Origin of the sequence: Williamsia phyllosphaerae (assembly GCF_014635305.1) — a bacterium.
Lineage (GTDB): Bacteria > Actinomycetota > Actinomycetes > Mycobacteriales > Mycobacteriaceae > Williamsia_A > Williamsia_A phyllosphaerae.
This window is the reverse complement of the sequence record NZ_BMCS01000002.1, coordinates 459,535-475,721: the sequence shown is the minus strand read 5'-3', so window position 1 is coordinate 475,721 and position 16,187 is coordinate 459,535. Positions and strand designations below refer to the sequence as shown.

The window sequence follows — 16,187 nt, the reverse complement described above, 5'->3', positions numbered from 1 at the left end:
GCGTCCGCCGAGGACGCCGTGACGGCGGTAACAGTAGGGTGCAAAGGAGAGACCGAACACTCGCTCGGCGAAAGGACTGGAATGGACTTCGACGACACCCCGGAGGAGGCATCGTGGCGGTCCACGGTGCGTTCGATCATCGCCGACAACCGTGAGGCGCTCGGCCGTCGAGGTGCCGGCCGCGGCTACGACGACCCGGCGGCACGGGACCGTCAGGCGTTGCTCTACGACAACGGTCTGGTCGGGGTCACGTGGTCGAAGGAGGCAGGCGGGCAGGGTGGCACGCCGATGCAGCAGGCCATCGTCGACCAGGAACTGTCCCGTGCCGAGGTGCCGGGTCTGGTCAACCTGATCGGCATCGGCATGTGCGGGCCGACGGTCATCGCCCACGGCTCCGAGTCGCAGAAGGAGCGCTACCTCAAACGTCTGCTGCGCGCGGACGACCTGTGGTGTCAGCTGTTCAGCGAGCCGGGGTCGGGCAGCGACCTCGCCGCGTTGCGCACCAAGGCCGTTCGCACCGACGACGGCACGTGGCGGATCAGCGGCCAGAAGGTCTGGACCACCCTCGCCCACGTTTCCGACTACGGCATCCTGCTCACCCGCACCGACCCCGACGTCGCCAAGCACCGCGGTCTGACGATGTTCGTGGTCGACATGAAGGCGCCCGGCGTCAGCGTCCGCTCGCTGCGACAGATGAGCGGCGGGTCGGACTTCAACGAGGTCTTCTTCGACGACGTCGAGATCAGCGACGACGAGCGCCTCGGCGACGTCGGCAACGGCTGGGGCGTCGCGCTGACCACCCTGATGGCCGAGCGCATGTCGCTCGGCGGCGGTGGCACCGACATCGGCGTGGGCGTGGGAGCGGTGGCCGACCACGTCGCCGCACGCATCGCGGACCTGCCCGACGACCGTGCGGCGGTCACCCGTCAGCAGTTCGGACGGGCCTACGCCGAGTCGCTGGCCATCCGCTACACCGGGTACCGACAGCTCTCGGCGATCAGCCGCGGCGAGATGCCCGGCCCGGAGGCGTCGGCGGGCAAGCTGGCCGGCACCCGCGTCGCCCGTGATCTCGCCGACCTGTCGGTACGCCTGCTCGACGACGACGCGGTGTTCGCCCGCGACTCCGGTGGCGACAGCACCTGGCAGGACTCGCAGGCGTCCCTGCCCGGACTGGCGATCGCCGGCGGCACCAACGAGGTGCTGCGCAACGTCATCGGCGAACGGGTCCTGGGCCTGCCCGCCGAACCGCGCGCCGACAAGAACGTCCCGTTCCGGGAGACCATCGCGGTCGCCACGGGCGGCTCGGAATCCGCAGCCAAGGGGGCCACGGTATGAACTTCGACCTCGACGATCAGCAGCGCGACCTGGCCTCGGCGGCAGGCGATTTCCTCGCCTCGTCCACCTCGTTGGCGGATGTGCGTGCCGCGTTGGACGCCGCCGCCACCGACATTGCCGTCCGGCCGGGGCGAGATCAGTTGCTCAGCAGTGGATTCGCGACGATCACCCTTCCCGAGGAGGTCGACGGCGGCGGCGGGACGGTCCTCGACCTCGCCGTGGTCGCCGAGCAGGCCGGTCGCGTTCTCGCCGGCCCGTCGCTGATCACCTACGCGCGTGCCGCGGTGTTGCTCGCCGGCGACACCGACCGTCTGCGGGCGCTGGCCGCCGGTGAGATGAAGGTCGCGGTCGTCGACGGTGACGGCCCGGTGCTCGACGCGCTCGGCGCCGAGCAGTTCCTGGCCCTGCGCGACGGACGCATCGTGATCGGGGGCGGCACAGTCGATCTGCCCGATCCCATCGACCCCACGCGCGGGCTCGGACGGGTCACCCTCGGCGACGTCGAGGTCGTCGACGGCAGCGGTGACGGTGCGGACGCACAGGCCCGCTGGGACCGCGCGCTGCAGATCGGTCGCGTCATCCTCGCGGCCGAGAGTCTCGGTGCCGCAGCCCGATCGGTCGAGATCGGGGTCGCCTACGCCAAGGAGCGTCAGGCGTTCGGCAGGGCGATCGGGTCGTATCAGGCGGTCAAGCACGCTCTCGTCGACGCCTACGTCGCGGTCGAGGAGCTGCGGTCGTTGGTGTGGTGGAGTGCCTGGGCGGCCGACAACGCCCCCGACGAGTTGCCGATGGCGTCGGCGTCGGCCAAGGGGGTCGCGGCGATGGCGTCACAGCTGGCCGCCGAGACGCTGATCCAGGTACACGGCGGAATCGGGTTCACCTGGGAGCACGACGCGCATCTGTACTGGCGTCGCGCGAAGGTCGACCGGTTCCTGCTCGGCGACGACGTCGCCGCGTTCGACGAGGTGGCGCGGCTGGCGATGGCGGGTGCGGCCTCGTAGGCGCAGGTCTCACGAACCCGCGCGCAGCAGGCCTTCCTGTGCGATCTCGGCCGCGAGCACGCCGTCGGCGGTGAACACCCGCCCACGGGCCAGGCCGCGGCCGTCACCCGCCCACGGGGAGTCGAGGTCGAGCAGGAACCACGAGTCGACGGCCACCGGCTGGTGGAACCAGACGGCGTGGTCGAGGCTGGTGGGCCATAGGTCGCCGGCCGACAGCGCCAGTGCGTGCGGACGGGTGGTCGGATCGAGGACCGTCATGTCGCTGGCGTAGACCAGCAGAGCTGTCTGTACGAGTGCGTCGTCGGGCGCCGATCCCTTGGCGCGCAACCACATCCGTGAACGATCGGTCTTCTCGCCGCGTTCGCGGGCGATGCGGGAGTGCGTCTCGGCGGCGCGGAACTCGAAGGGCCCCATACGCGTGACGGACAACCGTGGATCGTCGAGGTCCCCGAGGGTGACGGCGTCGTCGAGCAGGTCGTCGGCGGGCGGCACCGCCGGCATCGCGGCCTGGTGGGAGACACCGGGACCGGGCACGGCGAAGGAACACAGCATCTCGGCGATGCACCGATCACCTTGACGCACCTCGACCTTGCGGTGGCTGAACGATCGACCGTCCCGGATCCGCTCGACGACGATGGTCTGAGCGATCGACGGATCACCCGCACGCAGGAAGTACGCGTGCAGGGAGTTGATCGAACGATCGGAGGCGACCGACCGCCCGGCGGCCACGACCGCCTGGGCGAGCACGAGGCCGCCGAACACGTGCTTGCTCGCGACCGCCAACTTCGAGTGGCGTGCGGTGAAGCGATCGTGTCCGGCGTCGGCCAGGTCGAGCAGACCGACGAGTTCGGTCAGCTCGGTGTGCGCGGAGACGCGAATTACCGTCCGGAGGTGGTGAAGGGCAGCAGTGCCATCTCACGCGCGTTGCGGATGGCGGTGGCGACCTGACGCTGCTGCTGCGGGTTCAGGCCGGTGACGCGACGGCTGCGGATCTTGCCGCGGTCCGACAGGAACGTACGCAGCAGGGCGACGTCCTTGTAGTCGATGTGCGAGATCTTGCGCTCGCGCAGGATGTTGCGCTTGGCGGCGACCTTGGTCGGCTTCTCGGAGCGGCGCCGGGTGGGCTTGGAGGCCATCATCAGTCCTTCGTGGTAATCGTGTGCAACGTTGCGTTGAGCCGCCGTTCACACGGGGCGCAAACCAACATTGTGCGGCATGGGTGGGCTCGAACCCAAAACCAGCTCGTTTCACCAGCTGGATTTGGTGATCCCGGGTAGTTCGCCGTTGTGTGCCATCTCGCGGAAGCGGATGCGGGAGATGCCTGCCTTGCCCACGTAACCGCGTGGCCGGCCGTCGACCGCATCGCGGTTGCGCAGCCTCGTGGGGCTCGCGTCGCGGGGGAGTCGTTGTAGTGCGAGCTGGGCCGCGGCGCGTTCGTCGTCGCCCGACGAGGGCCTGCGAACGATCTCCTTCAGTTCCGCGCGCCGCTGCGCGTACCGCTCGACGACTACCCGCCGGTGCTCGTTGCGATTGATCTTGGACTTCTTCGCCACGGTTCAGCGCTCCTCGCGGAAATCGACGTGCTTGCGGATCTTCGGGTCGTATTTCTTCATCACCAGACGGTCGGGGTCGTTGCGACGGTTCTTGCGGGTGACGTACGTGTACCCCGTTCCCGCCGTGGACTTGAGCTTGACGATCGGTCGGACATCGGTGCTCTTCGACGCCATCAGACTTTCTCCCCTCGCGCCTTGATGCGGGCGACCACGGCGTCGATGCCGTCGCGGTCGATGGTCTTGATGCCCTTGGTCGACAGGGTCAGCGTGACCGTGCGTCCCTCGCTGGGCACCCAGTAGCGACGCCGCTGGATGTTGGGGTTCCAGCGTCGATTGGTGCGCACGTGCGAGTGCGACACCTGTTTGCCGAAGCCGGGTTTGCGCCCGGTCACCTGGCAGTGGGCCGACATGTGCCCTCCTCCTAGTTGGAAACGATTGTCGATAGTGGGTTACGCTAACACGCAAACGACAATCGTTTTCAACTGAGAGGACGTCTCTGTGAGTTCGCGTCGCACCCCCGTGGTCGTCGTCACCGGCTTCGATGCCGTCGCCGTCGACCGGGTGGCCCGCTCGGCGCAGACGCCGGGCACGGTCGTCGTGCACCACGACCTGGTCGAACTGTCTCTGGGCATCATCACGCGCACCGTCCGCAGCATCGACGCCGACGGCGTGGTCGGGGCACGGATCACGCGCATCGATCTCGACCACGGCTGTGTCTCGTGTGCACTGCGGGAGGATCTGCTGCCTCTCCTGCGTGCGTTGCATCGCCGCGAGGGGGTCGAGCGGATCGTCCTGCAGCTCGATCCGCTCATCGAGCCCGAACCGCTGTGCTGGGCTATCGACGAGGTCGTCGTCGCCGACGTGCCGGGTGCGATCGACGGCCCCGCCGCACGGGACGTGCGGATCGAGGCCGTGGTGGGCTGCGTCGACGCCGGGACCTGGCTCACCGACGCGACCGGGGACATGACGTTGTCGGAGATGGGTCTCGTGCGGGACGAGACGGACGAGCGGACCGTGGCGCAACTCGCGGTCGGGCACGTCGGGCACGCCGATGCCCTCGTCGTCCACGGTGTCGCCGAGGACGGCTGGCAGGAGGCGTTGCTCATGGCGGTCCTCGCCCGTCTCGCCCCGAGGGCGCCGGTGCTGCTCGCGTTGCCCGAGCGGCCGATCACCCAGACGGTCGTGGGCACCCTGCTCGCCGCCGTCCCCGACACCGCGCGGCGGGGCGCCATGACCGGCGCCCACGATCCGCTGCTCCCGGGCCAGCCGCCGCTCGACGCCGACTGCGGTGTGCGCCTGGTCGAGTTCCACTCCGACCGACCGATGCACCCCGGCCGGCTCCACGAGGCCATCGACTGCCTGCTGGAGGGTGTCGTCTGCTCGCGCGGACGGCTGTGGCTCGCGACCCAGCCCGACGAGGCCCTGTGGATCGAGAGCGCGGGCGGCGGACTGCGCGTCGCCACCGGCGGACCGTGGCTGGCGGCGATGTCGGACGACGAGGTCGACGCGTGCGAGCCCGAACGGGTGTCGATGGCGGCGCTGCGCTGGCATCCCGAATTCGGTGATCGCGACACCAGCATCGTCGTGCTCAGCCTGCGTGCCGATGCGTCGTTCATCCAGGACAAGCTGCGCGGGGCGTGCCTCACCGACGTCGAGATGGCGGCCGGACCGGCCGGGTGGGCGATGTTCGACGACCCGTTCGGCAGCTTCCACCGCGATCCGTGCGTCGACGGCGATGTCGGTGCCGACGAGGCCGACGCCGGCGCGTCGTCGATCCACCCTGACCTGCAATGACCATCAACCGGAGAGGCCCACGACCATGAAGCCAGGCATGCACCCCGACTACCATCACGTCCTGTTCCAGGACTCGTCCACGGGTAAGACCTTCCTCACCCGCTCGACCGTCACCTCCGACGTGCTTTTGGAGTGGGAGGACGGGAACCGGTACCCTCTTGTGGTTGTCGATGTCACGTCCGACTCGCACCCGTTCTGGACAGGTGCGACCCGCGTGATGGACACGGCAGGACGAGTGGAGAAGTTCGAGCGCCGGTATGGGCGCCGAGCACGTCCATCACAGGCTTAAGCAATGGATAGAAGGGCTCAATCATGGCTGTACCGAAGCGCAGGATGTCGCGGTCCAACACCCGCAGTCGTCGTTCGCAGTGGAAGGCCGACAACCCGGCCTTGCAAGAGGTGAAGGTCGGTGGCGTCAGCCAGCGCATCCCTCGTCGTCTCGTCAAGGCCGTCAAGCTCGGCCTGGTCGATCTCGACCGCCGCTAGGCACCCACTTTCGCCGAATCCGCGGCAGGTATCCCCAGACGCGGCACCTACAGGTGCCGCGAATCGGGAGACCTGCCGCGTTTTCGCGTTCTCTAGAGAAGACCGGCGCGACGTAGACCGTGCGAGAGCAACGCGTGCAGCGCCCGCGGATGTGTGAGCTCGAACCACGTCCACCGCACCACGATCACCCCGAGGTCGCGCAGTCGGTCCTCGCGCCTCTTCTCGCGCCACACCGCGTCGGCGATGCTCTCGCCCGGACGCAGATCGCGCTCGTACTTGCCCCGCCCGTCGAACTCACCCACCAGCCAGCCCTCCCAGTCGAAGTCGGACCGCGCCACGAACAACCCGGACTCGGTCCGGAACTCGTGCTGGAGACGCGGGGACGGGACATCGGCGAACCCGTGCATGAGAACCCGGCTGAACGACTCCCCGACGCTCTCCGAGTCGCCGTCGGCGATGAGCAGGGCACGTCGCGCGGTGTCGATGCCCGAGCGTCCCGACCCTCGTCGCACCGTCTCGGTCAGCTCGGAGACGGTGACACCGAGCGCCAACGCTCCGTCCATCGCGCACACCGCCTGGGTGAACGTGCCGCTCCGTGCGACGTCGACGGCGGTCCTCGCAAGAGAAGTGACCGGCAGCCCTCGGATCTCGACGACGTCCTGACCCGTGAGCGGCGTGGCGTGGATGACGGCCGTGCGACGTTGGCCGCCCGCTTTTCGGTCCACCGTGAAGTGGACAGACTCCTCCCGACCCAGCAGGGGCAGTCCGTGCAGCGCCGCCGCGGACTGGTGGCTGACGACACGCTCGGACCCACCCGACATCGCCGCACCGATCACGCGTCGCCGGTACGCGGCGGCGATGGGGTCGTCGTCATCACCATCGGGGTCGTCGGAGGCCGCGTGATAGACGCCGCGCCACGCACGCGTGAGGTCGCCGCTGCACACCGCGGCCGCCAGTTCTGAGTCGGTCCCCAGCCCCGACTCGACCACATTCCGACGGGTCAGGAACCCGCCTGTACTGCTCATGAGTTCGTCCATGGCCCATGGTGGTCATCGGCAACCGACTCGATCGGGCGTCCGCACGGGGATCGGTGGGTGTTCTGTGGACGGCCGCCGAACGGTGGAATTGCCCCTCTCGAGGCCTATCCGCGGCAGCTCCTCGCAGGTGCGGCACCTGCAGGTGCCGCGTCTGCAGATAAGTGCCGCGGATCGTCGAAAAAGCGGCGCGCCCGGCATGTCTTAGTCGGCTCTCAGACGTTCGCGTCACACTGGACCGCATGCGCATCCTGGTTGTGGACGACGACCGTGCGGTACGAGAGTCGCTCCGACGGTCCCTGTCGTTCAACGGTTACACCGTCGAGACGGCCGGGGACGGCGTGGAGGCCCTCGAACAGATCGTCTCCTCGCGCCCCGACGCCGTCGTCCTCGACGTGATGATGCCGCGCCTGGACGGCCTCGAGGTGTGCCGCCGACTCCGCAGCACCGGCGACGACCTGCCGATCCTCGTCCTCACCGCCCGCGACAGCGTCTCCGAGCGGGTCTCCGGCCTCGACGCCGGCGCCGACGACTATCTGCCCAAACCGTTCGCCCTCGAGGAGCTCCTCGCCCGACTGCGCGCGCTCATGCGCCGCGCCACCGACGTCGCCGCCGACTCCGAGACGATGACCTTCGCCGACCTGACGATGGACCCCGTCACCCGCGACGTCAGCCGCGGCGAACGTCCCATCAGCCTGACCCGCACCGAGTTCGCGCTGCTGGAGATGCTGATGGCCAACCCGCGCCGCGTCCTCACGCGCAGTCGCATCCTCGAGGAGGTCTGGGGCTACGACTTCCCGACGTCGGGCAACGCCCTGGAGGTCTACGTCGGCTATCTGCGACGCAAGACCGAGGCCGAGGGGGAGATCCGGCTGATCCACACCGTCCGCGGCATCGGGTACGTCCTGCGCGAAACGCCGCCGTGACCGCACCGGGCCCGACGCCCAAGGACATACCCGGGGCGAACGATCCGGGACAGCACGATCTGGGGCAGAACGAACCGGGTCAGGGGGATCCCACCCAGGCACCGCCGGGCTGGACCCCGGTGTCGCACGACCCCTTCGCCGACCCCCCACCGACCCCGTCCACCGACACCAAGTCGCACGGCACGATGCGCGACGCCTCGCTGCTGACGCGGTCGATCTCGTTACGACTGCGCGTCACCCTCCTCGCGGCGACCGTGGTGGGCATCGCGGTGGCGGTGATGGCGGTCAGCGCCTACGCCGTGGTCTACCGCGCCATGTACGCCGACGTCGACGCCCAGCTCGAGAACCGCGCCGAGGGCATGACCCAGCTCGCGCGCTACGGCGTCCTCGACGACGCGCCGGAGAACCTCGTCGCCGGGACCGTCTTCTCCACCGACATCTCCGTCGCACTGGTGATGCCCAGCGGGCGCGCCTTCCAGATCGGTGACGTGCCCTACGGCGCCGCCGAGCGGTCGGTGGTGATGGCCGGGGACGCCGCCACGACGTCCCCGTCGAGCCTGCGCACCGTGAACAACCAGCGCGTCCTGGCGCGAAAGCTGGTGGACGGCAACACCTTGATCATGGCCCAGAGCCTCGACCCCACCGACAAGGTCCTCGGCCGACTCGCCTGGGTGCTCGCGATCGTCGGCGGCTGCGGGGTGATCCTGGCCGCCGTCGCGGGCACGACGGTCGCGCGGGCCGGCCTACGCCCGGTCGCCCGACTCACCCAGGCGTCCGAACGCATCGCCCGCACCGACGACCTCAACCCGATCCCGGTGACCGGCAACGACGAACTCGCGCGGTTGACTCAGAGCTTCAACCTGATGCTGCGAGCGCTCGCCGAGTCGCGGGACCGACAATCGCGGCTCGTGGCCGACGCCGGACACGAGCTCCGCACGCCCCTGACGTCGATGCGCACCAACCTCGAGCTGCTCATCGCGACCAGCGCACCCGGGGCACCGCCCATCCCGGAGTCCGACATGGCCGATCTGCGACACGACGTGATGGCGCAGATCGAGGAGCTCACGACCCTGGTCGGCGACCTCGTCGACCTCGCACGCGACGACGCCCCACAGGTGGTGCACGAGGAGGTCGACCTGTCGGAGGTGGTGGACCGTTCGCTCGAGCGCGTCCGACGCCGTCGCAGCGACGTCGAGTTCTCGGTGCAAATGGCCCCGTGGTTCGTCTTCGGCGAGTCCAACGGCCTCTCGCGTGCGGTGCTCAACGTCCTCGACAACGCCGCCAAATGGAGCCCGCCGGGCCGACCGGTGGCGGTCCGACTCCGTCAGATATCCACCGAGCGAGCCGAACTCACCGTCAGCGACGCCGGCCCGGGTATCCCGTTCGAGGACCGCGCCCTGGTCTTCGACCGCTTCTACCGCTCGACCGCAGCCCGGTCGATGCCCGGTTCCGGTCTCGGCCTGGCGATCGTGCGGCAGGTCGTGGTGAAACACGGCGGACTCGTCTCCGCGGGCGAGTCGGATCTCGGCGGCGCGTTGATCCGCATCGAGCTCCCCGGTCGGCCCACCCCGATGGACCCGCAACCGCCCGTCATCGACGCCTGAGCAGCGACAACGCCGTTTCACGTCGGCAAAAACCGGACATCGACCGCGCCGGCGCCGTGTATCTCGGATGCTCATGGAAAAACGCGGGCTGGTCTCAGTCCCCTCTCAGGGCGATAGAGCACGGTTAATCTCATTGATCACCTCCATGCGTGACCGCGAGGTCACCGCCACGTCGAAGGGCACTTCTCCATGACCGACAGCCAATACGGGCCGGGTTCTGAGCACGAGCGTGGGTCGGGATCCGAGCACGGCGAGTCGACCGGCGAGACCGGTGCGACAGCGTCGTCCGCCGGGGCTCACGGCCAACCGTCCGGTGATCAGTCGGGCGATCAGTCGTCGACCACCAACCCCTACAGCGCGAACCCGTACGGGTACGACGCGCAGTCGGGGTCGCAGTACGGCTCGAACCAGGGCGGCGCGGGCCAGTACGGCTCGTCCCAGTACGGATCGGGTCAGTACGGGACGGGCCAGTACGGCTCGGGTCAGTACGGATCGGGTCAGTACGGGACCGGACAGTTCGGCTCGCAGCAGGGCGGCGCGCACGAGTCCGCCGACACCAGCCAGTTCCCGCCGGGCAGTCACGGACAGGGCGGCTACGGACAGTCCGCCTACGGGCAGACCTCGCCGTACGGCCAGTACGGCCAGTCGTCGCCGACCGGGCAGACGTCGTCGTTCGGCCAGTCGCCCTACGGCGCGGGCCCCGCGTACTTCCCCGGCGGCTCGTCGGGCGGTCCCGGGTCGACGCATACCGCGAAGCGCTCCGGCGGATCCAAGGCGGGGCTCGCCGTCGCCGTGATCGCGGCGTGCGCGCTCGCGGGCGGCATCGGTGGGGTCGTCGGCGCCAGCGTCGACAACGACAGCAACTCCTCCTCGCTCACCGGCTCCACCATCGCCGGCGACCGCGACACCGCCCAGCCCGTCGCGGCCCCGGCCGGTTCGACGCAGGCCGTGGCGGCCAAGGTCCTGCCGTCGGTGGTCTCCATCGACGTGCGGGTGGGCAACCGCGAGGGCGAGGGCTCCGGCGTGGTGCTCAGCGCGGACGGCGTCATCCTCACCAACAACCACGTCGTCACCGCCGAGTCCGGCGGCACGGGCCAGCTCACCGTCAACTACAGCGACGGCAGCACCTCGGGCGCACGGGTCCTCGGCACCGACCCCATCTCCGACATCGCCGTGATCAAGGCCGACAAGACCGGTCTCACCCCGATCACCGTCGGCACGTCCGGCAACCTCGCGGTGGGCCAGAACGTCATCGCGGTCGGCTCGCCCCTGGGTCTCGCGGGCACCGTCACCACCGGCATCATCTCCTCGCTGAACCGCCCGGTGTCGACGGCAGGCGAGGACAACAGCACCGCCTCGGTGATCGACGCGATCCAGACCGACGCGGCGATCAACCCGGGTAACTCCGGTGGCGCGCTCGTCAACGCCAACGGCGCCCTGATCGGCATCAACACCGCCATCGCGAGCCTGTCCAGCGGATCGGGCGGAGAGGGCGGCCAGAGCGGCAGCATCGGCCTCGGTTTCGCGATCCCGATCGACCAGGCGATGCGCGTGGCCAAGGAGCTGCAGCAGACGGGCAAGGCCACGCAGGCCGGACTCGGTGTCTCGGTGCGCTCGGCCGGAACCGCGGCCAGCACGCCCGGCGCGCAGATCTCCGACGTCACCGCGGGCGGCGCGGCGGCACGCGCGGGCATCCCCGCAGGCGCGCTGATCACCAAGGTCAACGACCGCGTCATCAGCTCGGGCGACGCACTCGTCGCCGCGATCCGATCGAACGCGCCCGGCGACACCGTCTCGATCACCTACTCGGCCAACGGTTCGACCCGAACCGTCCAGGTCACTCTCGACACTCTCAACACCGGGGGAAATTGATGTCCACCACCGACGACCGCACCGGAATCCTGCGGATCCTGCCCCCGATCACCACCGATAGTGTGATCGCCGACGGCGAACAGCAGTTCGCCCACGACACTGGCGTCACCCAGCACGACCTCGTCGCCGCGGAGATCGCGGCCGAGCGTCTGGCCGCGGGCACCGGAGAGGGACAGAAGATGTCGGTCAGTCTCGAATCGCAGGATCTCGGCCGTGCGCTGGTGGTGGTGGTCGACGACCGCGCCGCCCACGGCGAGGACCAGACCCTGATCGGACCGCTGGTGGGGGAGTTGCTCACCGAGGCGGGGTTCCACGTCGACGCCACGGTCGCGGTCTCTGCCGACGAGGTGGAGATCCGCAACGCGCTCAACACGGCGGTCATCGGCGGTGTCGACCTGGTCGTCTCGGTCGGCGGTGTCGGGGTCCGGCCCCGCGACGTCACCCCGGAGGCGACCGCCGGACTGCTCGACCGCAACCTGCGCGGGATCGAGGAGGCCGTCCGTAGTTCGGGTCTCGCCGCCGGTGCGGCCGACGCCGGCCTCTCGCGCGGTGTCGCCGGCATGTCCGGTCAGACCCTGGTGGTCAATCTCGCCAGCTCACGCGCCGCGGTGCGCGACGGCATGGCCACCGTGACCCCGCTGGCCAAGGCCGTCATCGAGTCGATCAGCGAGTTCTGACTCGAGCCGACGCGCTCCACGCCACCGACGAACCCGGATCCCCGCCCAGCGGAGGTCCGGGTTCTTCTGTTTTCCGCCGACCCGCGGCGGGTGGACAATGGGGCGATGACCGATCGCACGAATTGGGACGAGCGCCGCCGTCTGGCGGAGATCTTCGGCGACGACATGCCCGCCGTGACGTCAGATGAGGCTAGCCTCACCAACAGTGACAAGGATCACCGGTCTGGTGGCTCCAGGTCGGACGAGTGGCTTCTCAGCAATCGGCCTCCGCATCACGAATAGCCCCACGTCACAGCGGTCACAACGGACATATGCCCCAGGCGGTCCTGAACCCACATAGTGCGCTCCGATGAATGCGCGATTTGCGATCAACGTACTGGGCTTTTGCGACACGACGCGTCTATGTGTTGTTCAGGCGGTTGCGTACCGCTAACGTTCGCCGTGATGACGCACCACACACCGACGGTGGTGCGGAGTCCTGCAGAACACTCCCGGGTGGGGGAACCAGAGCAGTGGCCGGGAATTAACTTCGCGGTAACAGCGCGCAATGTGCTCGTCAATCACCCAGGTCAGTATTTCGCAGAACCGTCAGGTCACTCCGGGCTAACATTCCGATGTCGTCTGGATAACGCACTTCCGTGAGAGGGAACGAATGAGCAAGATGAGCAACTCCGGCCTTCGCCGCCTGGCCGGCGCGGCCGCCATCGCCGCGGCAGCCGCGGTCGGTATGGCCTCCTTGGGCGCAGGCACCGCCGCCGCGGGCCCTCTTCCGAATGGTTCCAAGGTCACCTTCGGCGTCGACGGCGAGAAGGTCACCCTCAAGCGCGCCGGTGAGAGCGCGTACCCCGTTCCCTCGCAGGCCAACAACGGCCTCGGCCGTGCGGCCGAGGTCAGCGGCACCATCGTCGCCACTGCCCCCAAGGGTGCGGACGCCACACTGGTCAGCGGCTACATCGTCGGTTGCCAGGTCAACATCGGCGCATTGTCGCTCGGTCTGACCGGAACGCTCGACGCGGCCCCGGAAGCAATCCTGAGCGGTAGCTTCTCCCTCCCGGTCAAGCCCGGCCAGGCCGTGTTCGTCCCGATCTCCGACGCCAAGACCATCAAGGGTGGCCAGGCGATCATTCAGTACAAGCGTCAGCAGATCGACGTGCAGCAGTGCGGCGGCTACGCCACCGCGCGTGCCTACTCGCAGGTCACCGTCAAGGGTGATTACTACATCAAGTCGACCCTGTACGGCGCTCCGTTCAGCCTGAACTGACGCTGCAGATAAAACCTTCCAATCTCTCGAAACTTTATCTGCCGCAAGCAGACTGAATTCCGTAAGGGGAATCATGAAGAACAACAAGATGCGCTCCGTGGCAGCAGCCGCGGCCATCGCCAGCGTCTCGGCCGTGGCCCTGGCCAGCCTGGGCGCCGGTAACGCGGCCGCGGGCAAGCTGCCCGGTGGCTTCACCACCCAGACTCTCGCCGACGGCACCAAGGTGACCGTGCAGCTCAAGGACGAGTTCGTCACCCGCGCCCGCTCGGGTGCGGCCAACGCCACCACCCGCAACGTGTGGACCTCCGGCAAGGTGCTCGTCACCGTCGGCGGCTCGGGCGCGACCGGTGGCTCCGTCAACGCGGGTTACATCGTCGGCTGCCAGGTCGATCTCAGCGACGGTGGCAGTGCAGGTAGTGGCGGAAGCTTCGGTTACGAGCCCGGAACCGCTGCGGACCCGGCTGACAACGCGATCGCCAACAGCGACACTAACGTCGCCCCGACCGGGTCGATCTCCATCGCGCCGGGTGCCGCGAAGTTCGTGCCGGTCCTCGACAGCGGCGTCGGCAAGTACAACGGCGGCGACACGGCCGACAGCACGTTCTCGTTCGCCGGCAAGCGCGGCGGCATCGCCTACAGCCAGGAGACCTTCCAGGTCAACGGTTGCGCGGGCTACGCCTCGGCCAAGGCCTCGGTCACGGTGAAGGTCTCGACCGACGCGGTCGACGGCTACGTCACCCTGTACGGCAAGCCGTTCAGCCTCGGCTGATCGTCTGATCTGAGTTCTCCAGTTGGGGAGCGACCTTCGGGTCGCTCCCCAACTGCGTGTCCGGAGCATTTCTCCTCCTACTGCCGATATCCGACACGGTGGGTCGCATGAACACCTGGGGTTGCGCGGACCCGGCGATTGGGACCCCTCACCGACGGGAACGGCCGCCGACGTGCGCAGTCACCGAATTGTCCGTAACCCACTGGTACGGAACGTTTTTCTCACCGTAATTTAGCGTCGATAACGTAATCTCCATGCAGACGAAAATGGTGGCGTGGTTGCGTGACCGAGTGCACAATGGTGGCGTTGCCCGGCGGGGGCGCGCGGCGACAGAGAAATCGGACGGGGTGAGGCACATGAGCGTGGACAGCGCTTTCGGGCAGAGCGGCAAGCGGATGATCGACGACGATCTCATCGGCTTCGAGCTCGGATGGTTCCAGCACGGCGGCGGTCCCGCCGAGAAGATCCGCGAGCAGTTCGGCCTCGGCGACGTCGAGTTCTTCACCCGGCTCCGGTCGCGCCTCGACGAGTCGGCCGACGGCTCGATGTCGGTACAGGTCGTCGAGCAGATGAAGGCCGTGTGCCGCAAGCGTCTGTGGTTGGCCCGCGCGAGCTGAACATTCCCGACCGCCCCATCTCGACACGATGCGGGCACCCGGTGTTTGACCGCGGGTAACGCGTCGCGCCTACCGTCTCAACCAGCGTCATCGGGGCGTGGTGATGGATGGGCAATCATGGATTTCAGACATCTGGTTTCGTTCATAACTCTGGCCGAGGAACTGCATTTCGGGCGGGCCGCGGCGCGGCTGCACCTGTCGCAGCCGTCGCTGAGTGCGCAGTTGCAGAAGCTCGAGAAGTCTCTCGACGTGAGCCTGGTGGTCCGCAACTCGCACGAGGTGCGCTTGACCGCCTCGGGTGTCGAGTTCGCGAAGCAGGCGCGCATGGTCATCGCGCAGATGGACAAGGCGGTCGATGTCACCAAGTCGACCGCGGCCGGACAGTCCGGTGCGCTGAACGTCTCCTACAACTTCCCGGCCAGCCGGCACGTGCTGCCGTCGGCGCTGACCAAGATGAACGAGCGGCACCCGAAAGTCGTTGTGTCTCTGTGCGAGAAGCGCACCGGACCGCAGCTCGACGGACTGACCAACGGCTCGGTGGACGTGGCGCTGGTCTACGGCCGACCGCACTCCGACGGTTTCCGCTCGCGCAAGATCCTCTCCAAGGTCCCCATCGTGGCGGTGGTCGGTCGGTCGCACCCGTGGGCCGGACGGACCAGTGTCCGCTGCGCCGAGCTCGCAAACGAGCGCTGCGTGCTCTTCGCCCGTGATCAGTGCCCGGCGATGTACGACGCGATCGTCTCGGCGGCGGCCGACGCGCAGGCGACCCTGAGCATCGTGCAGACCTCCGACGACCCCAGCGGCACCGCGCACATGGTGGCGATCAAGCCGTACGTGGCGTTCGCGTCGCTCTCGCGGGCGGCGGCGGTGGGCATGGGGACGGTCGGCGCGTCGTCAGTGGCGGTCAAGCTCGTCGACCCGATCCCGACCATCGACCTCTACATGGTGTGGAGTGCCTCGACGGTCAACTCCGCGGTGGACGCCTTCGTCGAGTGTGTCGACGACGTGTGCGCCGAAGCCGAGTCCAACCGTGCAGCCGAGACGAAGCGGGCGGCCGAGTCCAAGCGCGGGTCCGAGACCGGGTCGGCCCCCGGCGCGTCGACTCCCGGTGCGCCGCGGTCGAAGCGACCGCCGCACGATCCGTCCGCGCTCACCACACGCCAGCGGGTCGTCGCCGAGGTGCGTACACCGGCGTCCTAGGGGCTCGCCCGCGACGGTCATAGGCAGAGCCATTCGGCCGTTCGGCTTTTGCCCGGGT

The 16,187-nt window shown here is 68.7% G+C and carries 19 protein-coding genes; 13 read left to right on the top strand and 6 right to left on the bottom strand.

All coding sequences use genetic code 11. From position 1 onward, the window contains the following. Positions 1 to 81: 81 nt before the first annotated feature. Both IEV93_RS16160 and IEV93_RS16155 read left to right on the top strand, forming a co-directional pair. Positions 82 to 1,335: an acyl-CoA dehydrogenase family protein gene (locus IEV93_RS16160; protein ID WP_188490989.1), complete on the top strand. Its 1,254-nt coding sequence runs from the start codon at positions 82 to 84 to the stop codon at positions 1,333 to 1,335. Next, positions 1,332 to 2,336 carry an acyl-CoA dehydrogenase family protein gene (locus IEV93_RS16155; RefSeq protein ID WP_188490988.1) on the top strand — a complete coding sequence of 335 codons (1,005 nt, stop codon included), beginning with the start codon at positions 1,332 to 1,334 and terminating at the stop codon, positions 2,334 to 2,336. Before IEV93_RS16160 ends, IEV93_RS16155 begins: the two co-directional genes overlap by 4 nt. Before the next feature lie 9 nt (positions 2,337 to 2,345). On the opposite strand, the gene IEV93_RS16150 is transcribed toward IEV93_RS16155, so the two are convergent. The 5 genes from IEV93_RS16150 to rpmB form a co-directional block, all read right to left on the bottom strand. Next, positions 2,346 to 3,119: an acyl-CoA thioesterase gene (locus IEV93_RS16150; RefSeq protein ID WP_188490987.1), complete on the bottom strand. Its 774-nt coding sequence runs from the start codon at positions 3,117 to 3,119 to the stop codon at positions 2,346 to 2,348. A 95-nt stretch (positions 3,120 to 3,214) separates the two neighbouring features. Continuing rightward, on the bottom strand, positions 3,215 to 3,472 hold the full coding sequence (rpsR, locus tag IEV93_RS16145) for a 30S ribosomal protein S18 (RefSeq protein WP_188490986.1): 258 nt from the start codon (positions 3,470 to 3,472) through the stop codon (positions 3,215 to 3,217). 111 nt (positions 3,473 to 3,583) lie between these two features. Next, positions 3,584 to 3,889: a 30S ribosomal protein S14 gene (rpsN, locus tag IEV93_RS16140; protein WP_188490985.1), complete on the bottom strand. Its 306-nt coding sequence runs from the start codon at positions 3,887 to 3,889 to the stop codon at positions 3,584 to 3,586. 3 nt (positions 3,890 to 3,892) lie between these two features. Further along, positions 3,893 to 4,063, bottom strand: a complete 171-nt coding sequence (gene rpmG / locus IEV93_RS16135) for a 50S ribosomal protein L33 (protein ID WP_188490984.1) — start codon at positions 4,061 to 4,063, stop codon at positions 3,893 to 3,895. Continuing rightward, complete coding sequence (gene rpmB / locus IEV93_RS16130) at positions 4,063 to 4,299, bottom strand: 50S ribosomal protein L28 (RefSeq protein WP_188490983.1); 237 nt, start codon at positions 4,297 to 4,299, stop codon at positions 4,063 to 4,065. Before rpmB ends, rpmG begins: the two co-directional genes overlap by 1 nt. Positions 4,300 to 4,387: 88 nt before the next feature. Here rpmB and mrf point away from each other — a divergent pair, with 88 nt between their 5' ends. The 3 genes from mrf to rpmF are packed head-to-tail and all read left to right on the top strand — an operon-like array spanning position 4,388 to position 6,169. Then, on the top strand, positions 4,388 to 5,683 hold the full coding sequence (gene mrf, locus IEV93_RS16125) for a ribosome hibernation factor-recruiting GTPase MRF (protein ID WP_188490982.1): 1,296 nt from the start codon (positions 4,388 to 4,390) through the stop codon (positions 5,681 to 5,683). 25 nt (positions 5,684 to 5,708) lie between these two features. Beyond that, entirely contained in the window at positions 5,709 to 5,972 is a 264-nt protein-coding gene (locus IEV93_RS16120) for a type B 50S ribosomal protein L31 (protein WP_188490981.1), read from the top strand. A gap of 23 nt (positions 5,973 to 5,995) precedes the next feature. Beyond that, on the top strand, positions 5,996 to 6,169 hold the full coding sequence (rpmF, locus tag IEV93_RS16115; protein ID WP_188490980.1) for a 50S ribosomal protein L32: 174 nt from the start codon (positions 5,996 to 5,998) through the stop codon (positions 6,167 to 6,169). A gap of 92 nt (positions 6,170 to 6,261) precedes the next feature. On the opposite strand, the gene IEV93_RS16110 is transcribed toward rpmF, so the two are convergent. Beyond that, complete coding sequence (locus tag IEV93_RS16110) at positions 6,262 to 7,194, bottom strand: hypothetical protein (RefSeq protein ID WP_188490979.1); 933 nt, start codon at positions 7,192 to 7,194, stop codon at positions 6,262 to 6,264. Between the two features lie 251 nt (positions 7,195 to 7,445). On the opposite strand from IEV93_RS16110, the gene IEV93_RS16105 reads away from it, so the two are divergent. The 8 genes from IEV93_RS16105 to IEV93_RS16070 all read left to right on the top strand — a co-directional run bounded on the left by IEV93_RS16105 (position 7,446) and on the right by IEV93_RS16070 (position 16,129). Beyond that, entirely contained in the window at positions 7,446 to 8,129 is a 684-nt protein-coding gene (locus tag IEV93_RS16105; protein WP_188490978.1) for a response regulator transcription factor, read from the top strand. A gap of 185 nt (positions 8,130 to 8,314) precedes the next feature. Beyond that, positions 8,315 to 9,733, top strand: coding sequence for a HAMP domain-containing sensor histidine kinase (locus IEV93_RS16100; RefSeq protein WP_188491668.1), 1,419 nt, complete (start codon positions 8,315 to 8,317; stop codon positions 9,731 to 9,733). 189 nt (positions 9,734 to 9,922) lie between these two features. Then, positions 9,923 to 11,605 carry a trypsin-like peptidase domain-containing protein gene (locus tag IEV93_RS16095; RefSeq protein WP_188490977.1) on the top strand — a complete coding sequence of 561 codons (1,683 nt, stop codon included), beginning with the start codon at positions 9,923 to 9,925 and terminating at the stop codon, positions 11,603 to 11,605. Beyond that, positions 11,605 to 12,282, top strand: coding sequence for a MogA/MoaB family molybdenum cofactor biosynthesis protein (locus IEV93_RS16090; RefSeq protein WP_229705234.1), 678 nt, complete (start codon positions 11,605 to 11,607; stop codon positions 12,280 to 12,282). Before IEV93_RS16095 ends, IEV93_RS16090 begins: the two co-directional genes overlap by 1 nt. 652 nt (positions 12,283 to 12,934) lie before the next feature. Beyond that, entirely contained in the window at positions 12,935 to 13,543 is a 609-nt protein-coding gene (locus tag IEV93_RS16085) for an MspA family porin (protein ID WP_188490976.1), read from the top strand. A 73-nt stretch (positions 13,544 to 13,616) separates the two neighbouring features. After that, positions 13,617 to 14,312: an MspA family porin gene (locus tag IEV93_RS16080; protein ID WP_188490975.1), complete on the top strand. Its 696-nt coding sequence runs from the start codon at positions 13,617 to 13,619 to the stop codon at positions 14,310 to 14,312. A gap of 356 nt (positions 14,313 to 14,668) precedes the next feature. Further along, positions 14,669 to 14,929: a hypothetical protein gene (locus IEV93_RS16075; RefSeq protein ID WP_188490974.1), complete on the top strand. Its 261-nt coding sequence runs from the start codon at positions 14,669 to 14,671 to the stop codon at positions 14,927 to 14,929. Positions 14,930 to 15,046: 117 nt separating this feature from the next. After that, positions 15,047 to 16,129, top strand: a complete 1,083-nt coding sequence (locus IEV93_RS16070) for a LysR family transcriptional regulator (RefSeq protein ID WP_188490973.1) — start codon at positions 15,047 to 15,049, stop codon at positions 16,127 to 16,129. Positions 16,130 to 16,187 lie beyond the last annotated feature (58 nt).

Excerpts from the sequence above, each read along its gene's own strand:
- IEV93_RS16100 (WP_188491668.1), top strand. The coding sequence starts at position 8,315 with ATGCGCGACGCCTCGCTGCTGACGCGGTCGATCTCGTTACGACTGCGC.
- IEV93_RS16080 (WP_188490975.1), top strand. The coding sequence starts at position 13,617 with ATGAAGAACAACAAGATGCGCTCCGTGGCAGCAGCCGCGGCCATCGCC.
- rpmG (WP_188490984.1), bottom strand. The coding sequence starts at position 4,063 with ATGGCGTCGAAGAGCACCGATGTCCGACCGATCGTCAAGCTCAAGTCC.
- IEV93_RS16095 (WP_188490977.1), top strand. The coding sequence starts at position 9,923 with ATGACCGACAGCCAATACGGGCCGGGTTCTGAGCACGAGCGTGGGTCG.
- rpsR (WP_188490986.1), bottom strand. The coding sequence starts at position 3,472 with ATGGCCTCCAAGCCCACCCGGCGCCGCTCCGAGAAGCCGACCAAGGTC.
- rpmB (WP_188490983.1), bottom strand. The coding sequence starts at position 4,299 with ATGTCGGCCCACTGCCAGGTGACCGGGCGCAAACCCGGCTTCGGCAAA.
- rpmF (WP_188490980.1), top strand. The coding sequence starts at position 5,996 with ATGGCTGTACCGAAGCGCAGGATGTCGCGGTCCAACACCCGCAGTCGT.
- IEV93_RS16070 (WP_188490973.1), top strand. The coding sequence starts at position 15,047 with ATGGATTTCAGACATCTGGTTTCGTTCATAACTCTGGCCGAGGAACTG.
- IEV93_RS16085 (WP_188490976.1), top strand. The coding sequence starts at position 12,935 with ATGAGCAAGATGAGCAACTCCGGCCTTCGCCGCCTGGCCGGCGCGGCC.
- IEV93_RS16160 (WP_188490989.1), top strand. The coding sequence starts at position 82 with ATGGACTTCGACGACACCCCGGAGGAGGCATCGTGGCGGTCCACGGTG.
- IEV93_RS16075 (WP_188490974.1), top strand. The coding sequence starts at position 14,669 with ATGAGCGTGGACAGCGCTTTCGGGCAGAGCGGCAAGCGGATGATCGAC.
- IEV93_RS16120 (WP_188490981.1), top strand. The coding sequence starts at position 5,709 with ATGAAGCCAGGCATGCACCCCGACTACCATCACGTCCTGTTCCAGGAC.
- IEV93_RS16090 (WP_229705234.1), top strand. The coding sequence starts at position 11,605 with ATGTCCACCACCGACGACCGCACCGGAATCCTGCGGATCCTGCCCCCG.
- IEV93_RS16110 (WP_188490979.1), bottom strand. The coding sequence starts at position 7,194 with ATGAGCAGTACAGGCGGGTTCCTGACCCGTCGGAATGTGGTCGAGTCG.
- IEV93_RS16105 (WP_188490978.1), top strand. The coding sequence starts at position 7,446 with ATGCGCATCCTGGTTGTGGACGACGACCGTGCGGTACGAGAGTCGCTC.
- IEV93_RS16155 (WP_188490988.1), top strand. The coding sequence starts at position 1,332 with ATGAACTTCGACCTCGACGATCAGCAGCGCGACCTGGCCTCGGCGGCA.